Source organism: Nocardia sp. NPDC057272, from assembly GCF_042668615.1.
Lineage (GTDB): Bacteria > Actinomycetota > Actinomycetes > Mycobacteriales > Mycobacteriaceae > Nocardia.
This window is the reverse complement of record NZ_JBHUYK010000041.1, coordinates 19,066-39,493: the sequence shown is the minus strand read 5'-3', so window position 1 is coordinate 39,493 and position 20,428 is coordinate 19,066. Positions and strand designations below refer to the sequence as shown.

Annotated in this window: 21 protein-coding genes; 8 read left to right on the top strand and 13 right to left on the bottom strand. The window is 66.3% G+C overall.

The genetic code is table 11. From position 1 onward, the window contains the following. Positions 1–55 precede the first annotated feature (55 nt). Positions 56–1,501: a metallopeptidase gene (locus ACFULV_RS32890; protein WP_378663625.1), complete on the top strand. Its 1,446-nt coding sequence runs from the start codon at positions 56–58 to the stop codon at positions 1,499–1,501. Here ACFULV_RS32890 and ACFULV_RS32885 read toward each other — a convergent pair whose 3' ends face one another. From ACFULV_RS32885 to ACFULV_RS32875, 3 genes are read right to left on the bottom strand one after another with little or no spacing between them, the layout of a single operon-like run. Continuing rightward, positions 1,502–1,963, bottom strand: coding sequence for a 6,7-dimethyl-8-ribityllumazine synthase (locus tag ACFULV_RS32885; protein ID WP_378663622.1), 462 nt, complete (start codon positions 1,961–1,963; stop codon positions 1,502–1,504). It lies immediately after the preceding gene. 36 nt (positions 1,964–1,999) lie between these two features. After that, complete coding sequence (locus tag ACFULV_RS32880) at positions 2,000–2,836, bottom strand: alpha/beta hydrolase (protein ID WP_378663619.1); 837 nt, start codon at positions 2,834–2,836, stop codon at positions 2,000–2,002. After that, entirely contained in the window at positions 2,833–4,251 is a 1,419-nt protein-coding gene (locus ACFULV_RS32875; RefSeq protein WP_378663616.1) for a M20/M25/M40 family metallo-hydrolase, read from the bottom strand. Before ACFULV_RS32875 ends, ACFULV_RS32880 begins: the two co-directional genes overlap by 4 nt. 119 nt (positions 4,252–4,370) lie before the next feature. On the opposite strand from ACFULV_RS32875, the gene ACFULV_RS32870 reads away from it, so the two are divergent. Further along, positions 4,371–5,114 carry a DUF4191 domain-containing protein gene (locus tag ACFULV_RS32870; protein WP_056821069.1) on the top strand — a complete coding sequence of 248 codons (744 nt, stop codon included), beginning with the start codon at positions 4,371–4,373 and terminating at the stop codon, positions 5,112–5,114. Positions 5,115–5,166: 52 nt separating this feature from the next. Here the strand turns inward: ACFULV_RS32870 and ACFULV_RS32865 are convergent, their stop codons facing one another. Further along, the gene (locus ACFULV_RS32865; RefSeq protein WP_378639201.1) at positions 5,167–5,550 is read right to left on the bottom strand and encodes a YrdB family protein; all 384 of its coding nucleotides are present in this window, start codon (positions 5,548–5,550) and stop codon (positions 5,167–5,169) included. A 45-nt stretch (positions 5,551–5,595) separates the two neighbouring features. After that, entirely contained in the window at positions 5,596–6,051 is a 456-nt protein-coding gene (locus tag ACFULV_RS32860; protein WP_056821067.1) for an RDD family protein, read from the bottom strand. Positions 6,052–6,339: 288 nt separating this feature from the next. Here ACFULV_RS32860 and glnA point away from each other — a divergent pair, with 288 nt between their 5' ends. Next, entirely contained in the window at positions 6,340–7,776 is a 1,437-nt protein-coding gene (gene glnA / locus ACFULV_RS32855; protein ID WP_358072623.1) for a type I glutamate--ammonia ligase, read from the top strand. Positions 7,777–7,797: 21 nt separating this feature from the next. Here the strand turns inward: glnA and ACFULV_RS32850 are convergent, their stop codons facing one another. From ACFULV_RS32850 to ACFULV_RS32825, 6 genes are all read right to left on the bottom strand, one after another. Then, on the bottom strand, positions 7,798–8,979 hold the full coding sequence (locus ACFULV_RS32850) for a tyrosine-type recombinase/integrase (RefSeq protein WP_378663612.1): 1,182 nt from the start codon (positions 8,977–8,979) through the stop codon (positions 7,798–7,800). A 2-nt stretch (positions 8,980–8,981) separates the two neighbouring features. After that, positions 8,982–9,182 (bottom strand): helix-turn-helix transcriptional regulator, encoded by a 201-nt coding sequence (locus ACFULV_RS32845; RefSeq protein WP_378663609.1) that lies wholly within the window; start codon positions 9,180–9,182, stop codon positions 8,982–8,984. 261 nt (positions 9,183–9,443) lie between these two features. Further along, the gene (locus ACFULV_RS32840; protein ID WP_378663607.1) at positions 9,444–10,166 is read right to left on the bottom strand and encodes a hypothetical protein; all 723 of its coding nucleotides are present in this window, start codon (positions 10,164–10,166) and stop codon (positions 9,444–9,446) included. Further along, positions 10,163–11,251: a hypothetical protein gene (locus ACFULV_RS32835; protein WP_378663605.1), complete on the bottom strand. Its 1,089-nt coding sequence runs from the start codon at positions 11,249–11,251 to the stop codon at positions 10,163–10,165. The genes ACFULV_RS32840 and ACFULV_RS32835 overlap by 4 nt, the downstream gene beginning before the upstream one ends. Positions 11,252–11,431: 180 nt before the next feature. Continuing rightward, positions 11,432–11,593: a hypothetical protein gene (locus ACFULV_RS32830; RefSeq protein WP_378663602.1), complete on the bottom strand. Its 162-nt coding sequence runs from the start codon at positions 11,591–11,593 to the stop codon at positions 11,432–11,434. Next, complete coding sequence (locus ACFULV_RS32825) at positions 11,590–12,105, bottom strand: hypothetical protein (RefSeq protein ID WP_378663600.1); 516 nt, start codon at positions 12,103–12,105, stop codon at positions 11,590–11,592. Before ACFULV_RS32825 ends, ACFULV_RS32830 begins: the two co-directional genes overlap by 4 nt. Before the next feature lie 222 nt (positions 12,106–12,327). On the opposite strand from ACFULV_RS32825, the gene ACFULV_RS32820 reads away from it, so the two are divergent. The 3 genes from ACFULV_RS32820 to ACFULV_RS32810 all read left to right on the top strand — a co-directional run bounded on the left by ACFULV_RS32820 (position 12,328) and on the right by ACFULV_RS32810 (position 15,348). After that, complete coding sequence (locus ACFULV_RS32820; RefSeq protein WP_378663597.1) at positions 12,328–13,161, top strand: helix-turn-helix domain-containing protein; 834 nt, start codon at positions 12,328–12,330, stop codon at positions 13,159–13,161. A gap of 26 nt (positions 13,162–13,187) precedes the next feature. Next, complete coding sequence (locus ACFULV_RS32815; RefSeq protein ID WP_378663594.1) at positions 13,188–14,000, top strand: hypothetical protein; 813 nt, start codon at positions 13,188–13,190, stop codon at positions 13,998–14,000. Between the two features lie 625 nt (positions 14,001–14,625). After that, on the top strand, positions 14,626–15,348 hold the full coding sequence (locus ACFULV_RS32810; protein ID WP_378663591.1) for an abortive infection system antitoxin AbiGi family protein: 723 nt from the start codon (positions 14,626–14,628) through the stop codon (positions 15,346–15,348). A gap of 315 nt (positions 15,349–15,663) precedes the next feature. Here the strand turns inward: ACFULV_RS32810 and ACFULV_RS32805 are convergent, their stop codons facing one another. Both ACFULV_RS32805 and ACFULV_RS32800 read right to left on the bottom strand, forming a co-directional pair. Next, entirely contained in the window at positions 15,664–16,923 is a 1,260-nt protein-coding gene (locus ACFULV_RS32805) for a lipase family protein (protein WP_378663588.1), read from the bottom strand. Between the two features lie 230 nt (positions 16,924–17,153). Then, complete coding sequence (locus ACFULV_RS32800) at positions 17,154–17,741, bottom strand: TetR family transcriptional regulator (RefSeq protein ID WP_378663585.1); 588 nt, start codon at positions 17,739–17,741, stop codon at positions 17,154–17,156. 44 nt (positions 17,742–17,785) lie between these two features. Here ACFULV_RS32800 and ACFULV_RS32795 point away from each other — a divergent pair, with 44 nt between their 5' ends. Both ACFULV_RS32795 and ACFULV_RS32790 read left to right on the top strand, forming a co-directional pair. Further along, a complete protein-coding gene (locus ACFULV_RS32795; protein WP_378663583.1) occupies positions 17,786–18,694 on the top strand; it encodes an SDR family NAD(P)-dependent oxidoreductase in 909 nt (302 codons plus the stop codon). Between the two features lie 63 nt (positions 18,695–18,757). Next, positions 18,758–20,410, top strand: coding sequence for a CocE/NonD family hydrolase (locus ACFULV_RS32790; RefSeq protein ID WP_378663580.1), 1,653 nt, complete (start codon positions 18,758–18,760; stop codon positions 20,408–20,410). Positions 20,411–20,428: the final 18 nt, after the last annotated feature.

Genomic DNA, 20,428 nt, shown 5'->3' with positions numbered 1-20,428 from the left:
TGAGCGCTCGATCGCGGACCGCTAGGCGTCCGCGTCATTTTGGGGAGGACAGCGCATGAGAAGACATCGGTTCGGCGCGACCATGGCAGCTTTGATGAGTATCGGCATGCTCGTATCCGGTTGCGGGGCGACAACTGTCGCGAGCGACCAGGCGCAGCCGATCATGGACAATCCATGGGAGGTGGCGGGCGCGGCGTCGTCCACCGGTCCCAGCGGGTCGCGTCCCGGTGTGCCCGACACCGACAAGAAGGCCGACAACGGCGACAACGGCAAGATCGACAAGCTCGCTCTCAACGCCATCGCCGACATCGAAGAGTACTGGCAGACAGAGTATTCCAAGACTTTCCGCGGCAATTTCAAGCCCGCCTCGAAGTACATCTCATGGTCGGCGAAAGCGCCGGAGTCGGAGTCGGTGCAGTTCTGCAAGAGCAGCACCTACAAGCTGGTGAACGCCGCGTACTGCCCGCTCGACCACACCATCGGCTGGGACCGCACCGTCCTGCTGCCGCTGCTGGTCGACAAGTACAAGGAGATGTCGGTGGTGATGGTGCTCGCCCACGAATACGGGCACGCCATCCAGTCCCAGGCCGACCTGTTGCGCGGGTTCCTCACCGACGCGCTGGTCAAGGAGCAGCAGGCCGACTGCCTGGCCGGTGTGTTCCTTCGCCATGTGGCAGAGGGCAATTCGAAGCACTTCACGCTCAACACCACCGACGGGCTCAACGGTGTGCTCGGCGCGACCGTCGCCGTGCGCGACCGCGACCCCAATGATCCCGACGCCGTGCACGGTTCGGCGTTCGAACGGGTGACGGCGGTGCAGATGGGTTACACCCAGGGCGCCAAGTCGTGCAAGGACATCAACGAGGACGAGATCGAGAAGCGTCGCGCTGGTCTGCCCGTCACTTTCGAAGAGGGGGAGCGCGACGAGCAGCTGCCGGTGAACAAGGAGACCCTGACCACCCTCGCGGCCCAGCTCGGCAAGTCGATGCCGGTGAAGACCGCGCCGAAGTTCGACTACGCCGGCGTCACCCGCAACTGCGCGTCGACGACCACCACCGAGCCGGTCTCCTACTGCCCGGGCTCGAACACCATCGGCACCGATGTCCCCGCCATGGCCAGGCGCGCGGGGGAGGGGTCCAGTGCCAAGGAGGAGCCGCTGTCAGCGGTCGTCACCGGCGACTACAACGCGGCCGCGGTCTTCGTGTCCCGCTATGCCCTCGCGGTGCAGCAGGATCGCAAGCTGTCGCTGTCGGGCGCCGAGTCGGCGGGCCTGCGCACGGCGTGCCTGACGGGCGTGCTCACCACGAAACTCAGTGAGCCGAACAGCGATCCGCGCCTGTCGGCCGGTGACCTCGACGAGGCGGTCTCGGGCCTGCTCGCCGACGGTCTCGCCGCCTCCGACGTCAACGGCAAGGTGGTGCCGAGCGGATATCAGCGCCTCGAGGCGTTCCGCACCGGCGTCCTCAGCGGCGAGCAGGCCTGCCTGAACCAGTTCAAGTAGTCAGCGCGCTGTAGGCAGTGACCGCAGGGAGCTGAGGGTGTTCGCCACCGCGCGGGCAGCCTCGGCTCCCTTGGTCACGAAGTGGTTGGTGTAGTAGTCCACGTGCTCGCTGTGCTCGTGGAAGTGGTGCGGGGTGAGCACTACCGAGAACACCGGCACATCGGTGTCGAGCTGCACGCGCATCAGGCCGTCGATCACCGCGGAGGCGACGAAGTCGTGGCGGTAGATGCCGCCGTCGACGACCAGGGCAGCGGCGACGATCGCGTCGTAGCGGCCGGTGCGGGCCAGGCGTTGGGCATGCAGCGGGATCTCGAAGGCGCCGGGGACGTCGAACACTTCGACGACCTCGGGATCGAAGCCGAAGCCGGTGTATTCGGCGAGGAAGCCCTCGTGCGCCTTGTTGACGATGGAGCTGTGCCAGCTGGCGCGGATGAAGGCAACGGCGCCGGTAGACGTGGTCATGAGTGGTAAGTCTACTAGTGTCGCCCGAGCAAAAACTTACTGACCGGTAACATGGGTTGACAGCCAGTCGGTGACATCGCCGAGCACCTTCGCGCGCTCGGGCTCGTTGAACACCTCGTGGTAGAGCCCGGGATAGCGCAGCACTGTCACGTCGGTCGAGCCCGCGTCACGTTCGAGCAGATCGGCGCTCGACGGTGACGCGATCACGTCGGCGGTGCCGTGTACTACCAGCAGCGGCGCGGTGAGCGCGCCGAGACGCTGCTTCACCAGCGCGGTGTGCTGCAGGATCTCCACCGCGGTGCGCGCGGGCAGCTTGCCGCGGAACACCAGCGGGTCGTCGTCGTAGGCGCGCACCACCTCGGGATCGCGGCTGATCGTGGACGAATCCAGGGTCAGCACACCGAGATTCGGTGCGAACCGGGTGAGCAGGGGAGCGGCGAGGCGCTGGAGCGGATTGCCGAGCGGGATGTCCAGCGGCGGCGCGGACACGACGATGCCCGCGACGTCGACCGGTCCACGGGTCGCCAGGTGCAGGACCACCAGGCTGCCCATCGAATGCCCGAGCAGGAATCGGGGGACACCGGGATGGGCGGCGCCCGCGAGATCGAGCAGGGTCGCGACATTGTCGGCGGCGCCCTGCATCGAACCGATATTGGCCGCCGGGCCCTCGGACAGGCCGTGCCCGATGTGGTCGAGCGCGTAGACCGCGAAGCCGGCCTCGGTCAGGGCGGTGCCGACGTGTTCGTAGCGGCCCGAGTGTTCGGCGACGCCGTGCACCAGCACCACCACCGCGCGCGGTGCGGACTCCGGTTGCCATGCGCGCCAGGCGATCTTGCCGCCGTGGCCCGCGAACTCGCCGGTGTCGGTCGTCATCGGGGCGCTCCTCCTGCTTCGGGCGCCGCGGCGAGCCGCTCGATGAGACGCCGGTTGAACTCGATCAGCCGAGCGTAGTTGAGTCGCGAGATCCGCTCGTCGGTTCCGTGGATCCGTTCCAGATCCGCCGCGGTCAACACGATCGGCGCGAAATTGCAGCGGGTCGCGGCCAGGCCGTCGTAGTGGCGTGAATCGGTGGCGCCGGGCACGATCCCGGTGGTGGTCACGATCCCGGGCACCACGCTCGACGCCAGCTCGGCGACCATGTCGAACGCCGGACCCGGCCCGTGGAACCGCGAGGGCTCCGACGCGGGCCCGACGAGGTCGATCGCCACGCCGATATCGCGGATCACCCTGGTGCAGTGCGCCAGCACCGCTGCCACCGAATCACCGGGCAGGATACGGAAATTCACCAGCGCCTCGGCGCTCTGCGGGAGCACATTGGCCTTCACCCCGCCGCTGATCACGGTGGGCGCGGTGGTGGTGCGCACCAGCGCCTCGGTGGTCGGGCCCGTCGCCATGATGCGGGCGACGAGCGGTCCGGCCAGTTTGGACAGCCCACGTGCGTCGGTGAGCTCGAGCAGCCGGCGTCGTGGTTCGGGCAGCGCCTCACGCATGCGGGCGAGCATGTCGCTGATCACCGGCGTCAGCCGCAGTGGCATCGGATGGTCCTGCACGCGCGCGACCGCGCGTGCCAGCCGTCCCACCGCGGTCTGCTTGCCGGGCATCGAGGAGTGCCCGCCGGTCTCGGTGACCGAAAGCCGTACCGTCGCATAGCCCTTCTCGCCGAGCATGATGCTGGCCACCGGCCGGTCGACCCCGTCGGCGACGCCGTCGGTGATCACCCCGCCCTCGTCGAGCAGCAGCTCCGCGCGCACGTCCTGGTCGCGCAGGTGCTGGGCCATCCGGACCGCGCCGCCGTCGCCGAAGACCTCTTCGTCGTGACCGAAGGCGAGGAACATCGTGTGGCGCGGGCGAATTCCGGTTTCCAGCGCCGACTCGACCGCTTCCAGGACGGCGAGCACGCGGCTCTTGTCGTCGATCGCGCCGCGGCCCCAGATGAATTCGTCGTCGACGACACCGTCGAACGGGGGATGGGTCCAGCGTTGCGCGTCGTCGACCGGCACCACGTCCTGGTGGGCGAGCAGGATCGCCGACACCGCACCCGGCTCGGCGCCCTCCCAGCGGTAGAGCCTGCTGTGACCGAAGGTCGTCAAGGTCAGTTCGGCGTGCACGCGGGGGAACGATGTCTCGAGGTGGGTGGCCAGGCGCGCGAACTCCGCGGTGGCGGTGTGCGCGGGATCTTCGGTCGACACCGTCACGCACTGCAGCGCGACAGCCAGCCGCTGGGCGACCTCGTCATCGACGCCCTCGGTGACGGGGGCCGGGGTGGGGTTCTCGGTGATCGGGCGCATCTCAGCCATTGTGGCCCGTGGCGAGGGCCCACGCCCGCCGAACGTGCCCGAAACGCCGGGATCGTCGCGCGGTGTGATGCGGTCAGACGCCCCGGCGGCGCGCCATCTAAGCTGACACCATGGCAGGAGGCAAGGGCGGCAAGCCGTCGAAGGAAGCCAGGGCCGCGGCTAAAGCGGCCCGTAAGCAGGCATCACGCGAGCGTCGTCAGCAGTTGTGGCAGGCGTTCAACATGCAGCGCAAGGAAGACAAGGCGCTGCTGCCGCTGATGATCGGCGCACTGGTCGGCACCACGGTGGTCTTCTTCCTCATCGGGCTGATCTTCGACATGCAGTGGTTCCTGCTGCCGCTGGGTCTGCTGCTGGGTGTGCTGCTGGCATTCATCCTGTTCGGGCGCCGCGTGCAGAAGAACGTGTACCGCAAGGCCGAGGGCCAGGCGGGCGCCGCGGCGTGGGTGCTGGAGAACCTGCAGGGCAAGTGGCGGGTCGCCAACGGCGTCGCCGCGACCACCCAGCTCGACGCCGTGCACCGCGTCATCGGCCTGCCCGGGGTGATCTTCGTCGCCGAGGGTTCGCCGCAGCGGGTCAAATCGCTCATTCAGCAGGAGAAGAAGCGCACCGCCCGCCTGGTCGGTGACACCCCCATCTACGAAGTGATCGTCGGCAACGAGGAAGGTCAGACTCCCCTCAAGGAGCTGCAGAAATACCTCACCAAGCTGCCGCGCAACATCGACGTCAAGCGGATCGACCAGATCGAGGGCAGGCTCTCGGCCCTGAGTTCGCGCAGTGGTCCCGCGATGCCGAAGGGCCCGATGCCCCCCGGTGCGAAGATGAAGGGCATGCAGCGCGCGATCCGTCGCCGCTGACCCACTCCCGCCGCGAGCCCGTCACCTTCTCAGGTGACGGGCTCGCGCCGTTTCAGGCGTTGGGCGAGCGGCCTGTCAGCAGCCACAGAACCCGGTCGTATGCCAGTAGGTGGTAACCGACGAGAACAGCCGCCGAGATCAACGCCAGGCGCGGCAGCGAAGCGGCCCACAGTGCCGCGGCGCCACCGAAGAGCACCGTGAACTCGACGAGCAGCCGGACCGGGCCGGAGACGGGCACCGGTGAACCGCCGCCGCGTCCCGGATCGTCGGGCAGGGTGAACACGCCCCACAGCGTCGCGGCCGCGATCGGCAGTACCACCACGAGCAGGTACCGCCATGGTGAGTCGAAGGCGCGCCATCCGTAGACGCCGAACGAGGCGATGGCGATCAATTCGAGCAGAAAACGTACGGCCAACATGGCCGGATTCAGTGACACGGCCTGATCGTAGGGCCGCGCGCGGCTACGAGCGGGCCCAACGGCTCAGCGAGCGTTGACCAGCGCCGTCCCGGTCGCCCGGTCGTGCATGCCGCGACCGTCGGCATCGGTGAACAGCGCGGGCACCACGAACACCAGCAGTACCTGCCTGGCCAGCGCGCGCACGAATCCCACCGCCACCGGAGCGTCGATGCGCAGCACCCGCAGCTTCATGAAGTACTGGCCCGGGGTGAACCCGAACAGCGTCACCGCGGCCACGCCGACCACGAACCACACCAGCAGCGGCACCGACGACGACACGAAGCTTCGGGTGATCACCGCGGCGATCCCGACGGCGATGAACCAGTCGATGAACAGCGCGACGACCCGTCGCCACGTCGGGGCGAGCGATCCCGCTCCCTCGCGCGGCAGCCCGTACAGCTCACCGGGGTAGCCGGAGATGTCCGAGTCGCCGGGTTCGCCCGGGGATCCGGATAGCCATGTGCCGGTAATACGCGCCATGGGACCCAGGATAGTGGCGCGCGATCGGTCGCCCACGACCGCATTAATGGAGGTCACGTCAGCGTGGGATCACGCGGATGGCAGGATTAGCGTGAAGATCGCGCCCGGATGGCTGACATCACCCAGGCATCCGGCTCGCGTAACACTGGCGAAACATAGCCTTGACTGTTGGGAAACACCGCGTCCTTAGCGTCAGGTCGCGACGAACCCCTTCGTAGCGACTGCGCGCAGGTCGTTCGAAAGGGCCAGCATCGCGACTGGCTGGGAACCGATTCGTAAGGAGAGCAAGTGACGTTCAGCACGGCCGAAGAGGTCATCCAGTACATCAAGGAAGAGGACATCGAATACGTCGATATCCGCTTCTCCGACCTGCCCGGCGTCCAGCAGCACTTCTCGATCCCGGCCAAGGCGTTCACCGCCGACCTGGCGGAAGAGGGTCTGGCGTTCGACGGCTCCTCGGTGCGTGGCTTCCAGTCGATCGACGAGTCGGACATGCTCCTGCTCCCCGACTTCAGCACCGCCCGGATCGACCCGTTCCGCGCCGCGAAGACGCTCAACCTGAACTTCTTCGTGCACGACCCGTTCACCCGTGAGGCGTACTCCCGCGACCCGCGCAACATCGCGCGCAAGGCGGAGGAGTACCTGCGTTCGACCGGTATCGCCGACACCGCCTTCTTCGGCGCCGAGGCCGAGTTCTACATCTTCGACGGCATCCGTTACGGCTCCGGCATGAACGGCTCGTTCTACGAGATCGAGTCCGTCTCCGGTTCGTGGAACACCGGCAAGGAGTTCAACCCGGACGGCAGCCGCAACCTCGGCTACAAGGTCCGCAACAAGGGTGGCTACTTCCCCGTCGCCCCGTACGACCACTACGTCGACCTGCGCGACGAGATTTCGACCAACCTGCAGAACGCGGGCTTCGAGCTCGAGCGCGGCCACCACGAGGTCGGCACCGCCGGTCAGGCCGAGATCAACTACAAGTTCGGCACGCTGCTCTCGGCGGCGGACGACCTGCAGCTGTTCAAGTACATCGTGAAGAACACCGCGTGGAAGGCCGGCAAGTCGGTCACCTTCATGCCGAAGCCCCTCTTCGGCGACAACGGCTCGGGCATGCACGTGCACCAGTCGCTGTGGAAGGACGGCAAGCCGCTGTTCCACGACGAGGCCGGCTACGGTGGCCTGTCGGATCTGGCGCGTCACTACATCGGCGGCATCCTGCACCACGCCCCGTCGCTGCTGGCGTTCACCAACCCGACCGTCAACTCGTACCACCGTTTGGTGCCGGGCTACGAGGCCCCCATCAACCTGGTGTACTCGCAGCGCAACCGCTCGGCCGCCGTGCGTATCCCGGTGACCGGCAACAACCCGAAGGCCAAGCGCATCGAGTTCCGCGCGCCTGACTCCTCGGGCAACCCGTACCTGGCCTTCGCCGCCATGATGATGGCCGGCCTGGACGGCATCAAGAACAAGATCGAGCCGATGGCCCCGGTCGACAAGGACCTCTACGAGCTCCCGCCGGAGGAGGCCAAGAACATCCCTCAGGCCCCCACCAGCCTGGCCACGGTCATCGACCGCCTCGAGGCGGACCACGACTACCTCACCGAGGGCAACGTCTTCACGCCTGACCTCATCGAGACCTGGATCAGCCTCAAGCGTGAGAACGAGATCGCCCCGGTCAACCTGCGTCCGCACCCGTACGAGTTCGAGCTCTACTACGACGTGTGATCCTGACCTGCGGAAACAGGCCTAATTTGCCTGTTCGGTACGCAGTGGGTACGCAGTAAACGGTTTCGAGTCCATCCGCTCGGTGATCACAGAAGCGATCACCAGGCGGGTGGACTCGTCCGTATCCGGCCAAAGGTGCCCGTACGTGTCGAGCGTGGTCTTCGCCGCCGCGTGGCGCATCCGGGCCTGAACAACTTTGATGTTCGCGCCGTGGGCGATCAGGAGCGACGCGAGGTAGTGCCGCAAGTCCTGGAACCCGAACTCCTCGGGCAGTCCGACGACATCGCCGCGTACATCACGCAGGGCCCGATCGATGTGCCACGGTGGAACGGACTTGCCGAAGTCGTCGGTGAGAACACGCTCGCCTGGCCGTTTCTGGACAGCTGCCGACAGCATTAGCGCCAGTTCGCGAGGGATCGGGATAGGTGCTTCCGAACCGGGCGTCTTGAGTTCGCGTGCCGGCCACTGCTGTTTCGGGTGAACGATGCCCCGAATGAAGTCGACATCTTCGGAGACCCGCAGGCCGCACGCTTCGGAGATGCGGAGACCTGCAAAGGCCCCGAGCAGGATCGCGGGCCGAAGGTGATCAGGCATCAAGTCGTACAGCGCCCAGACCTGTTCGGTGGTCGCGCAATAGACCTTTTGCTTGCCCATCGGGGGGGTGGTGCGTTTCGAGCACGGATTGCGGGCGAGCATGCCGTCTAGCACTGCGTCACTGAGGATTTGGGATAGCCGACTGTGCAGGGCGTAGATGTAGCTCGCTTCGTGGCCGCGCGCTTTCAGCTTGGCCGTCCAGGTCTTGATCGCTGACGGACGGATCGCGGAGAGCTGCGCTGTGCCGAACTCCGCATTGATCTGGGCGATGTGGACTCGCGCCTGGCGAACGGTCCCGTCTCGGTTGTTCGCGTAGCCCTTGAGCCAATCCTCGGTCCATTGCTGCACCGTGCGCTTCATGTCGCGCGGAGCGACGTGTGTCCCTTGGACGAGTGCGGAGACCTGGGCGTTGAGCCAGGTCTGTGCGTCTGTCTTGCGGGCGAATCGCATTGTGTGCTCGTTGCCTGCGTCATCGACGTAGCGAGCGCGCCAGCGCTTGCCCGTGCCGTGGAGCTTGGACGGAACGCGCCGCACCGTGCCGTCTGGCTGGCGTTCGTCCTTTGTCCAGAGGTCTTCGACCCCGGCGCGGCGGTTCCGTTGTGCGGCCATGTTCAGGCAGCCCCACCGGTCGACGTGGCCTCTTCCTGCTCTGTGATCCAAGCAAGAACCGCAGACTCGCGCCATACGCGCCGACGTCCGAGTTTGAAGCTGGCCGGACCGCGGCCGATGTGCGCCCAGTAGCGCCACGTCCCCTCGGGAATGCCGGTCAGCACTTCGCACTCCTTTGCTGGAAGGAAGCGGTCGGGGTTCATGGCGTTCTCCTTTGCGGTGCGGATGGGTGCGTTCGGTGTCGTGTGGGCAGTGCGCTGGTGCATAGCGGTGTGCACCGTGTCGCCGGAGCGGTGCGCAGGGGCGACAGTCGGTGTCGCCTGCTGTCGCCTCGGTGTCGTCCGGTTGTCGCCTTGCGTCGCCTCGGTGTCGCGCTCTGTCGCCGGGGCGACACCTGAATGCGACAGGGCGACAGGCTGTTTGAACTGTTGGTGAGTGGAGTTGTCGAGATGCTGACTCATCGGTCACGCCCCCTTTGGAAGGCTCTGAACTGCACGGATGCGCTTGTACCGCCCGGCAATTTCGTCCGGAGTTGCTGCGGTGAGCGCGAGGTCGGAATGGATGGTTTTCGCTGCGGCGTAGACCGTTTCGGGTCGGTGCGCACCGGTGCAGACCCAGAGGACGACAGTGCAGCCGTCGTTTTCGGCCTGGGCGACAGCGGTGCGCAGGGAGGCGACAAGTTGTCGCGGGTTGCTGGTGCGGGCGACATCAGTGCGCACCGCCCACACCGGGGAGGCGACACCGCGGGCGGTGCGCAGTGCGAACGGGTTGCTGGTGTGCACCATCAGACCGTCGTACGGGTAGGTACCGCGCTCGGTGCGCTCCAGCGAGAGCTCCCGTTCACCAGTCCAGTCGTCGAAGCCGGTCGCGCCGAGGATCACGCGCGCCTGTGCGGCGGCGCGTCCACGAACTGACCACAACGGGGAAGGTGTCCACTCCGGCAGCGACCGACCGAAGTAGCGGGTCACCGCCTGGCGGGTCGGGATGACCCACTTCGGACCGGACCCCAGCGCGGTCAGCTCCCGAGCCATACCGTGCCCGCGCAGGGCGGCGGCTGTCTCGTAGGCGTGGCTCAACCCGCAGCCGAGGAAGTCGGCGAGCACGTCGACCGGCATGGCCCGCTGCTGTACGAGCCCGGCCAGGGCGCGCGCCTGTCGCGGCGACAGGTGGGCATTGCGGGCGTTCATCGCTGGTCGTCCTGGCGATCGGTGCCGCGCCGGCGCCGGTGGTTCGGGTTCGCCGAGCGGGTCGCCGCGCGCATCCGACGCCGAGTCTTGCGGAAGTCCTGCCACTCGGCATCGAGGTCACCGACCACGACGAGGGCATCGGCGTAGTTCTGCGGCAACCGGCGGTTGGCCGCCTCGACGACCCGGACCACATCGTCACCGCGGCACAGGTAAAGCACCCCGGCGAGTGCATCGGGTTCGGCGTGGCGTGCGGCGTTGATCGCGCCCTGTAGTGCTTTGTCCATGTTCGTGGCGGACTTCGCAGTCAACTCGACTTCCACGGCATACCAGCCGTGATGTCCCTCGATGACGCCGAGGAACCGACCATCGTGGATGTGGCCGATGTATCGAGCGCGGCCGCGGGTGCGCGGCGCCGACAACTCGGCCTCACGACGTAACTGGCGTTCGGAGATCCAAGCGCCGGGCTCCATGCCGACGAGCAGCGCGCGAGCCATCGCCACAGCGCGGTAGTGCTCGGCATCCTTGAGCGGCGGGCGCCAGGTGGAGCGCACCTCCCAGCCGAGGAAGCTCGACGCGGCATCGCGAGTCGGTACGATCCACTTCTCGCCCGGCTGAACCTGGATCAGCTTCGGCAACATCAGACCGTCTTCGCGCAGCTGACGCGCCAGGCTGCGGGCGTGGCCGATGTCGATACCAAGGAAGTCGGCTAGGACGTCGACCTGCACGCCGTACATCTCGGCGATCAGGTGGGCGGTCTGCTCGTAACGGGCGTTCGACCTGGACTCTTTGCGGTCTGACAGCAGCCGACGCACGGTCGTACGCGGCAGGTCGACTAAATCGGCGATGTCGCCGTGGGTGCGGCCTCTCGCGGCCAGTTCGGCGACTTCACCGAGCGCGTTTTCGACCGTGCGGGCGGTCACGCCGAGTTGGTCTCGGATGTCCTGGTACGAGTCGCCCGCAGCGCGCATGGTGCGGATCAGGTCGTCACGCGCGGCAGCCTTGACCTTCCTTTTGTGGTCACGGGAAGGGTTGCGGCTGGTGCCGGTGCGGGCGCTGGTGGTGGCCCGCTGGTGTGTGGTGGTCATGGGTTTCCTCCCTGGAGTAGGCAACGAAAGGTGTTGTCGGCCAACGAAATTGGAATACGGCGGACTTCGTCACCGCATAGCGGGACGTGTCAGGACGTCTCCGGCGGGCGCCGGGCGAAAGGGGGAGTTTCGTAACCGCGAGACCAGAACGGCGACCAGGGTTACGAAACTCCCGGCAACTCAGCGGCTGCGTTCGATGCTGCGGCGACGCGGCGGGGTGTTCGGCACCCAGCTCATCAACGCTCGGTCGCGGGTGCGGTCGTCACGGGGCCGCTGCTCGGTGCGATCTCGCTGGACGGGCTTCTTGGCGGGTCGTTCCTCGCCGCCGACGATGATCCTCATCGGGAACGCTCCACACTGCGCCGCCGCGGCTGCTCTGGTGCCTGCTTGGCCGCCTCGCGGCGAGGACGCTGGATCAGCTCGGACTCGTCGAGGCCGTCGTGGTAGTCGAACCGGACGCGGCCGTTCTTCTGCACGGTGCCGTGCTTGGCGATGTCGTCGAGTTCGGCCTTGCGAGCCGGTTCGACGTCGGTGCCGTCGGTGGCCATGTAGCGGCCGTTGTCGAGGAAGTACTCGACCTGGGGCACCGCGCGGTCGCGGCTGGACAGGTCGCGCTCCTTGATCGGCGCGGAAGCGTCGGCGTAAGCGAGGGCGGCGTCGCGACGTGCGGCCTGGCGGCGGGCGAACTCGGGGGTACCGCGGCCGAACTTCTCCTGCAACTGCCGGTGCGTCATCGTGCGGCGTTCCTGCTCGGTGGCGATGACGTCGCCGCCGAGGCCGGTGCCGGCCCATCGCGACCGGGTGCGGCCGTTGCTGTTGCCGCTGGACTGGGAGGAGGGATTTACACTGGACATGCTTCTGACTCCTTGTGAGGGATGGGAAGTGATGCCGGAGCGAGGTGTGAACTCGCCTCCGGCTGGTGTGGCTCCTCGGCGGTTGCTGCCGCCGGGGAGTCCTCAATGGGTTCTTTATCCCCCTAAAGCTTTGTTGGACTCGTTGGCCAACGTTCTTTAGGGGGGTAAAGATAGAGTAGGTCGATGCCCCGAGAGTGTCAATAGACCCCTAAAATGAATGTTGTGTCTGATGCCGAAGAGTTCGAAGCGGTACGCCGCGACCCCGACCCGCTACGTCGTGGTCAGCGCGCTACGGAACTCATCACCCTGTATCAGCAGCGGTCGGCCGAGCTAGCGCGGCTGCGGAAGGTGGCGATCGAGGAGGCACGGAACGAACTCGGTCTCACCTACGGCGAGATCGCGAGCAAGTTCGGTATCAGTCCTGGGCGGATCACTCAGATCCGAAGTTCCGCGCCGGCCGCAGAGCGCGCGTTCTTCGGCGTCGGGCCGGTCGCTGTCGGCATCCCGAGGCGTGTAGGCATCGAGGACGGTCGCGAACGGTCGTACTTCGATGCTGACGACACAGCTACCCGCGGCGACGTGGAGAGCTTGCTGACTCACCTTGTCTTCGCGAGCACGCGGTTTGACGTCGATCCGGATCGTTCCGACCTGCCCGAGGGTGATGTGGTCCTGATCTGCGGGCCGAAGTCGGCGCCGATCGCGCGGACTCTGCTTGAGCGAGATCCCGCGTTGGGGTTCGTCCAGGAGTCCGGGCGATGGTGGATCGAGGATCGGATTAGCGGAGCACGGTTCGACTCGCCGTATCGCAGGGAGACCCCAACGAACAAGGACGTCGGCTACTTCGCGAGGCACGTCGAAGACGGTCGGATCGTCGTACACATCGCGGGCATCACGAGCATCGGCTCCCGCGGTGTCGTCGCGTGGCTGCGCGAGAACCTCGCTGCACTTCACCGCGACAACGGGAACACCTCGGTGAGCGGTGTCGTGGCGTGCGACTTCAACGATGACCACGGCATCGAGCGCGCCCAATTGGTCGCCGGGCCTCACCGATGGTGAATGCGCAATCGCGTCACGTTGCCCGATTGGCAGCAGGGCGCGCCAACGATGACCGGGTGTTCTGTACGCCCTGGTCGACGATCGTTCTCGACGGCGCAAGCTCTCACACGGGAGATCAGCGTCTTTCTGGCGGCGAGTACGCGAATGCACTCGGCCAGGCACTGTGTGAGCGTGTTGACGTCGATCAGCCGCTTTCGTCCATCCTCGCGAATTCGATCACCGCAGCGGCCGATCGCTTGTCGCTGCGGTCGCTCACCGTACGGCCTTCGAGCACAGTGGCAATCGTCAGGCTGAGGGAGCCATCAACGAGACCGTCCGCCCAGGTAGAAGTGCTCGTGTTGGGAGACAGCGTTGTAGTCATCGGGATGGCGGACGGGCAGCGGCAAGTCCTGACGGACGAACGTCTGGCCGACCTGGATTTACCACAAGCAAGCGAGTATCGGCGAAGGATGCGGCAGGGCAACGGATTCGATGAGCAGCATCGGGCCCTACTGTCCGACTTGCAGCTCAGCGAGCGGCAGCACCGCAATACGCCGGGTGGCTACTGGATCGCTTCGGAGGATCCCGATGCCGCCAATGAGGCTGTCACCGCGACGTTTCCGGTCGACTCGGTGCGCTGGGTAGCCCTCGCGTCCGACGGCGTCTCCGACGTCCTGGAAGCAGCCGGCCTGTCATGGGAAGAACTCGCGCAGTTCGACTCGCAGCAGTTGTCCGATGCGCTTGCTGATCTGCACGCGTGGGAGTCGGATGCGGACCCAAACGGAACGACCCTCCCGCGTTCGAAGCGCCACGACGACAAAGCAGTTGCGGTTATCCGCTTGGACTCCGCCGACGCGTAGTCCGCCCGGCACGCCGTTTGCGCGACGAGTGCGGAGGGTCGAGACGAACCGCAGTTCGGTTGGCGCCAGGGCTGAACGGCTGGACGCCGACCGCGCAGATTCATACAAGATGGCCGAACAGTGGCCGAACAGTGGCCGAACTAGGTTGGTCCCGGTCCGGTCCCGATGAAAACCCTTGCTGATCTGCGCCTTCGGCGCAGGAACCACCCCCTCCCTGTTCCTGATTCTCTAACGCTTCGCTGTCAGAGAATCAGGAACAGGGAGGGGGTGGTTCAAGGTGGGTGGGTGGTTGGGTTTGTTAGAAAGTAACTGTGAGTGAAGAAGTGAGAAGAAGAAGTGAGAAGAGAGGACCATAAGAGATAGGCCAGGTTGGGGGAGCGGTCGCGCTGGGGTGCGCCGGGTGCGTATCGACGAGCTTGGGCGATGGGTGGCGTGAGTCGCGGCGGCTGCGTGTGGGACGCGGGTTGCGAGTCGGTCGGTGTGCAGCGCGGCGGGGGTTGCCGCTTAAGAAGTGACCACAAGGAAGAGGTCTGCTGCGTGATGCGCAAGCATCGACATCAACTCGCGGAGACAGTAAGGCAGACCGCCGGGCAGATGTCGGCCTGGTCGACCCTAAGATCAAAATATGGCCGACCGGATTCAGGACCTGCTCTACCGCCGGTCTGACCTGAGTACGTTCCTTGTGCACTTCACCCGGGGGACCGACGTCGAGGCGTTCAGCAACCTGTTCGGCATACTCAAAGGGCTCGTCATCGAGGCTCGCCATGCGTACGGTATGGCGTCGAAGCTTGACGGTCGGACCATGAATGACCCGAGTGTTACGCAACGTACGGTCTGTTTTACAGACACACCGCTCGAACACTGCTGGATGATGGTTCGCGAGATTGAGCAGCGCGGCTGCCAGTTCAGGCCCTATGGGGTTGCGTTCACGAAGGGCTACGCGCGAAGTCGGGGATGTAACCCTGTTTGGTACATGGATCAGACGCCTGGATACACCTGGCTGACGGGCGCCGTGGACCGGATGACTGGGGCAGCGCGACGGCAATGCGACGAAGATCCGGGTCTGAATCCCGCGACGCTGGACATACTCAAGATCACGCCGTTCTTTGAACAAAGTGGTGAAGGCAAGGATTTCGCCTGGGAGCGCGAGTGGCGTTGCCGGGGTGACTTCCACTTCCAGAGTCCCTACAACGTCATGGCTGTGTTCGCGCCGGAAGTCTTGCATCCAGCGTTGAAGGACGTCATCGCCGGTATGTCTCCGGAATGGATGGAGCGAAAAGTTCCTGTCCTCGACCCAGACTGGGGACTGGAGCGGATGCTGGTTGCGATGTCAGGGGTCGCTCGCTAAGAACCGAGTACGCAGGCGGTACGCAGTGGCCCCGATTGGAGCTTCACACGACCAACGGAACAAAGGAAGAACCGCAGGTCGGCGCACTGCCTCCAACGGGGCCAACGGCAGCAAACACCGAGTACGTAATTCGAGCTCTACTACGACGTGTGATCCTGACCTGCGGGAACGGGCCTGATCGGTCTGTTCGGTGCGCAGTGGGTACGCAGTAAACAGTTTCGAGTCCACCCGTTCCGTGATCACAGAATGCGATCACGGAACGGGTGGACTCGTCTGTATCCAGGCATAGATGCCCGGATGTGTCGAGGTAGTGCGCTATGAACCACCGAGCGACATGGACGGCACCGTGCGCGTCGAGCAACCGTCCGGCGCGGGCTGCCCTGCCAGACGCTCATCGATCCAACGCAGGACCGCGGGAGTCGCGCTGATCGCGAGACTGACGTGCTCGCTCAATTGGTCCCGCGTATACGTGATTCGCGCCCCCGATGCGCACCACTGTGCCACCGCCTTGTCGGGCCCCGCGATGGTGACGATCTCGTCGTGCACGGCGTTGTAGTGGAACAGCGGCGCGGTCTGCGACGCGGGGGCGAAGTCCAGTTCGGCCAACGACTCTTGTATCTGCTCGATAAGTTGCGCAAAGGGAATCGTCAGGTAGTCGTCCATGCGCAGGAACGCATGCTGAGCCACGTTCGGCGTCACACATTTGCTGTCCCCCGCAGCCATCAGCGCTTGCCCGGCAGGCTTCAGGTATTTGTCGAAAGCCGCCGCCAGACGTGGATCGGCGCGCATCATGCCCGGCAGGAGTGACGGCAGGAAACCGGAGAACGGACCGGCATCGAGCGTCCCCATGTAGCTGCCGATGGGCGCTGTCCCGCCACCCATGGCGACGCCGACCAGTCGTATTTCGGGAGCGTAGGTCGGCTGCACGTGCGCGACCCAGCTGGTGCCGTACGCTCCGCCGGAGTAGCCCATCGCGGCAACCGGAGTATCGGTGCCGGACAGGCCGAGCGGGGCGAATTCCTGGGCCGCGCGCACTCCGTCGAGCGCGGCGTAACCCGGCTGCCTCGGGGTGAACAGCGTCCCCTTCGGCCCCTCCCAGTCGGGTACGGAAATCGCATGACCCGACGACAACATCTGGTCGATCTGAATGAGATCCAGTGAGGAGTCGTACTTGTCCGGCGCTCCTTGCTGGAGCACGTAGGAGGGTGCGCACTGTGGGGCCGAGGCGTCCGTGGCAGCCTGATAGGTGACCAATCCTTTGACCTGCCCGGTTCGTGGGCGCAGCACCGTCGTCACGGTTGCCATGGGTCGGCCGTCGGTATCTGTCGTTCGATACAGCAACTGCCAGGCGTCGGCGTGCTGCGCCTGTGGCGTCAGCGAGGCCACCTCGACGGGTCGCGAATTCAGGATGGCGCCCGGTGCCTGCGAGTCCCAGCCCGACGGCGGGGTGTAGAAGGGGTCGTTCTGCGGAGTGGTCAGCGGATCCGCACTACCGACCGCCATGGGAGTACCGGTCAAGCCCAACACGGCCGACACCGCGATCAGAGCCGAGCGCAGCTGACCGCGCTTGACCACTGAACACGAGGCACCACAGGCTGATACGACACTGTCTACCATTCGGACTTCCCTCCCTGGAGGGACCGCTCCCGCGAATCCCCCCTGAAGGCAGCCAGATTACATCCCCTGATCCGGATGAATGCCCGAACTGACGAGGAAGTTGGTCCCTTGATCAGTTCGCCGGCGGCGAGCGATCCGCCGAGTCGATGGCGCGGGCGTTTCGTTCAGCTACTCGACAGCGAGGCGCGTCACGTAAGTCGGGGAACGGATTCGGCCAACGCCGTGCGGGCATCGATCAGGTGTTGGGCGAGGTCGCCGCCTTCGTGGAGCCAGACCCGGTACGCGGAGAAGAAGCACGCCATCCCGATCTTCGCCCACAGGGCAGGCCGCACGTCGCTGTCGACAGCGACGCCGAGTTGGCGGGCCAGGTGGTGTTCGATGAGCTTTTCCACGGCGGCCTGTTTGGCCAGGTCGCGGGCTTGTAGCGCCGGCGTGCTGGTGATCAGGGCGTCGCGGGTGCGTGCCTGTGCGAGTTGTTCGCCGCCGAATCTGCTGATCAGTGGGGTGATGACGACGGCGAGGGTGGTTTCGGGATGTTCGCCCGCTGGGCGTTCGGCGAGCAGTCGGGCCAGGTCGGCACGCAGGTCATCGTCTTCGGGGAAGACCAGCTCTTCTTTGCTGGTGAAGTAGCGGTGCAGGGTTCGGGTGCCGACTTCCGCGGCCGCCGCGATCTCGGCGACGGTGACGCCGTCGAAGCCTCGTTCGGCGAACAGGCGGAACGCGGTGTCGACGATGGACTGCCTGGTCCGTTCCCGTTTGAGTTCCCGCAGCGACATCGAGACAGTGTCGCACGACGCCATCATCTGGCAGACTGTGCCATATGACATCAAGTGACAGAACGTTTGTCGTCACCGGCGGCACGAGCGGTCTCGGCTACGAATGCGCCAGGAACCTCGCGCTCGACCCGCGCAACACGGTGGTGATCACCGGTCGCGACGCGGTGCGAACTCGGGAACTTGCCGCCACGATCGGCGCGCACGGCATGGCACTCGACCTGTCCTCGCGCCCGGCGGTCGGTGCGTTCGTGGCCCAGCTGATCGATACCGACCTACCGCCACTGTCCGGCCTGGTGTGCAACGCGGGCGTGCAGTTCACTCGTCGGACCCTCACCGTCGACGGCATGGAGGCGACTTTCGCCACCAACCACCTGGGTCATCTCGGCCTCGTCATCGATCTTCTCGACCACCTCACCGCACCCGCGCGAATCATCATGGTGTCCTCGGGAACTCATGATCCCGAGCAGTTCACCGGGATGCCGCACCCACTGCGCGCCACCGTCCGTGAACTCGCTTACCCGCCGCCACCGACCGAATCGGTACAGCGCGACGCCCGCCGCCGATACACCACTTCGAAGTTGGTGAACCTCCAGACCGCCTACCACCTCGCTCGCGAGTTGGCCCCACGCGACATCACTGTGAATGCGTTCGACCCGGGCTTGATGCCTGGAACCGGATTGGCCAGGGACGCGAGCGCTGTCCAGCGACTGGCCTGGAAGACGATCGCCCGCGCCCTCGTCGTGCTCCCCGGTGTTCGCACGCCGCGCGGGTCCGGCGCGGACCTCGCGTGGCTGGTCGCAGCATCGGATCGCGAGGGAATCACCGGTCAGTACCTGGTGGGCCGCACACCGGTCCGGTCATCGCTGGCGTCCTATGACGAACCGGTGCAGCAGGCTCTCTACCGGGACAGCCTGGATCTGCTCGCCGAGTTGGATGCTCGGGCCGACAACTGATCGGCGACACGCCCCGGATTATCGGGGCTGGACGGCGGGGCGGGGACCGGCAATAGTCCGGGGGTGCAATTGGGTGTTGTGGTGGCGCGGGCGGTGGCCGGTGTGGCGTTGGTGCTCGGAACGGTGGCGCCGGCAACGGCGGAACCGGTGAATGTGGCGTTCACGTGGACGCAGGAGTATCTGACCGCGCCCGACGGGACTCGGCTGCACGCCGATGTCCTCCGTCCGCCGGGGGTGGCCGCCGACGCGCGGACTCCGGTGCTGCTGACGGCCAGTCCCTATCGGGCGCACCTGGCATACCTGTCCCAACCTCGCCCGGGTGGTGGGCCCTCGACCGACAACTTGCCGGTCGAATGGGCGCTGCGGGCCGGGTACACGTATGTGATCGTCGATCTGCGCGGATTCGGTGGGTCCAACGGGTGCCCGGATTTCGGCGGCCCGGGGGAGCGGTCGGATGTGGCGGCGGCGGTGGAGTGGGCGGCGAGCAGGCCGTGGTCGACGGGGCGGGTCGGCGTGGTCGGCACGTCCTATGAGGGATGGACCGGGATGATGGCGCTGGCCGCGAAGCCGAAGGGGCTGGCGGCGGTGGCGGCGTTCGAACCGGTCGTCGATCCGTACTCCTACCTCTATATGCAGGGCACAGCGTGGAAGTTCGGCGGAAAACCGCTGACCGAGGACGGGATCCGCCCCGCCGACACCGCGGGCGCGGAACACCTGGCCATCGCCTCGACCCCCGGCCACCCCGACGACGGTGACGAGTACAAAGCCAATGCCGTCCAGATGACCCAGGACTGCGCCGCCCGCTACCTCGCCCTCACCACCGACCACAACGGCGCCGACCCGGACTGGCGCGAGCGCGACATGGTCGAGGCCGTCCGCGGCAACACCACCCCGATGTTCCTCGGCCAGAGCTTCCTCGACTCCAATACCCGTGCCGACCGCATCATCGAGGCGTGGGAAGCCAGAGGCCCCGGCGAGCATCGCGCCTGGTTCGGCCAGTGGGGCCACTCGGACTGCCGCGAGAAGTGCGGCACACCCCACTTCGCCTCGGAGCTCTACGCATTCCTGGAAAAACACGTGGCGGGCGCCGATGTCGAGGTACCGGGCCCGCCGGTGACCGTCGGCCAGTTCGACGGTGGGTGGCGCGGTGAACCCGCCTGGCCGCCTACGGATGCCCAGCGCACATCCATCGCATTGCGCACCGGCAGCTATAGCGATCGTGGTCTGTTGCCCGGCGCGGACCGGGAAATCTGGTCGATCTCGGCCCCGGTCGCCGAGCCCGTGCACCTCGCGGGCCGCGCCACTGCCGCGCTGACCCTCAGCGGCCCGCCGGAAGCGACTGTCGCGCTGGAGCTCTACGACATCGCCCCCGACGGACGCGCCACCGTCATCACCCGCGGTATCGCCCCGGTCCGCTCCGAATCCGAGGTCCGGCTGCTCTGGCAGGACGCTCGCCTGGCCACCGGCCACCGACTCGGCGTCCGGATCACCAACGCGGTCGACGACGTGTGGTCGCACACGCCGACGAACGCCACCGTCACCGTCACTTCGGCCCGCCTCGACCTTCCCTTGCTCACCACCCCGCGGGAACTGGATCTCCCCGGCGGCGTCCCCATCTGGCACGCACGGTGGCGAACCGAGGAAACCATCGCACTCCAGCCGGAGATGGTGAACGACCCCGCACTCCGGATCGAACTCACGGCTCCGGCCGGGTGAGCGTCGCGCGGCACCTGC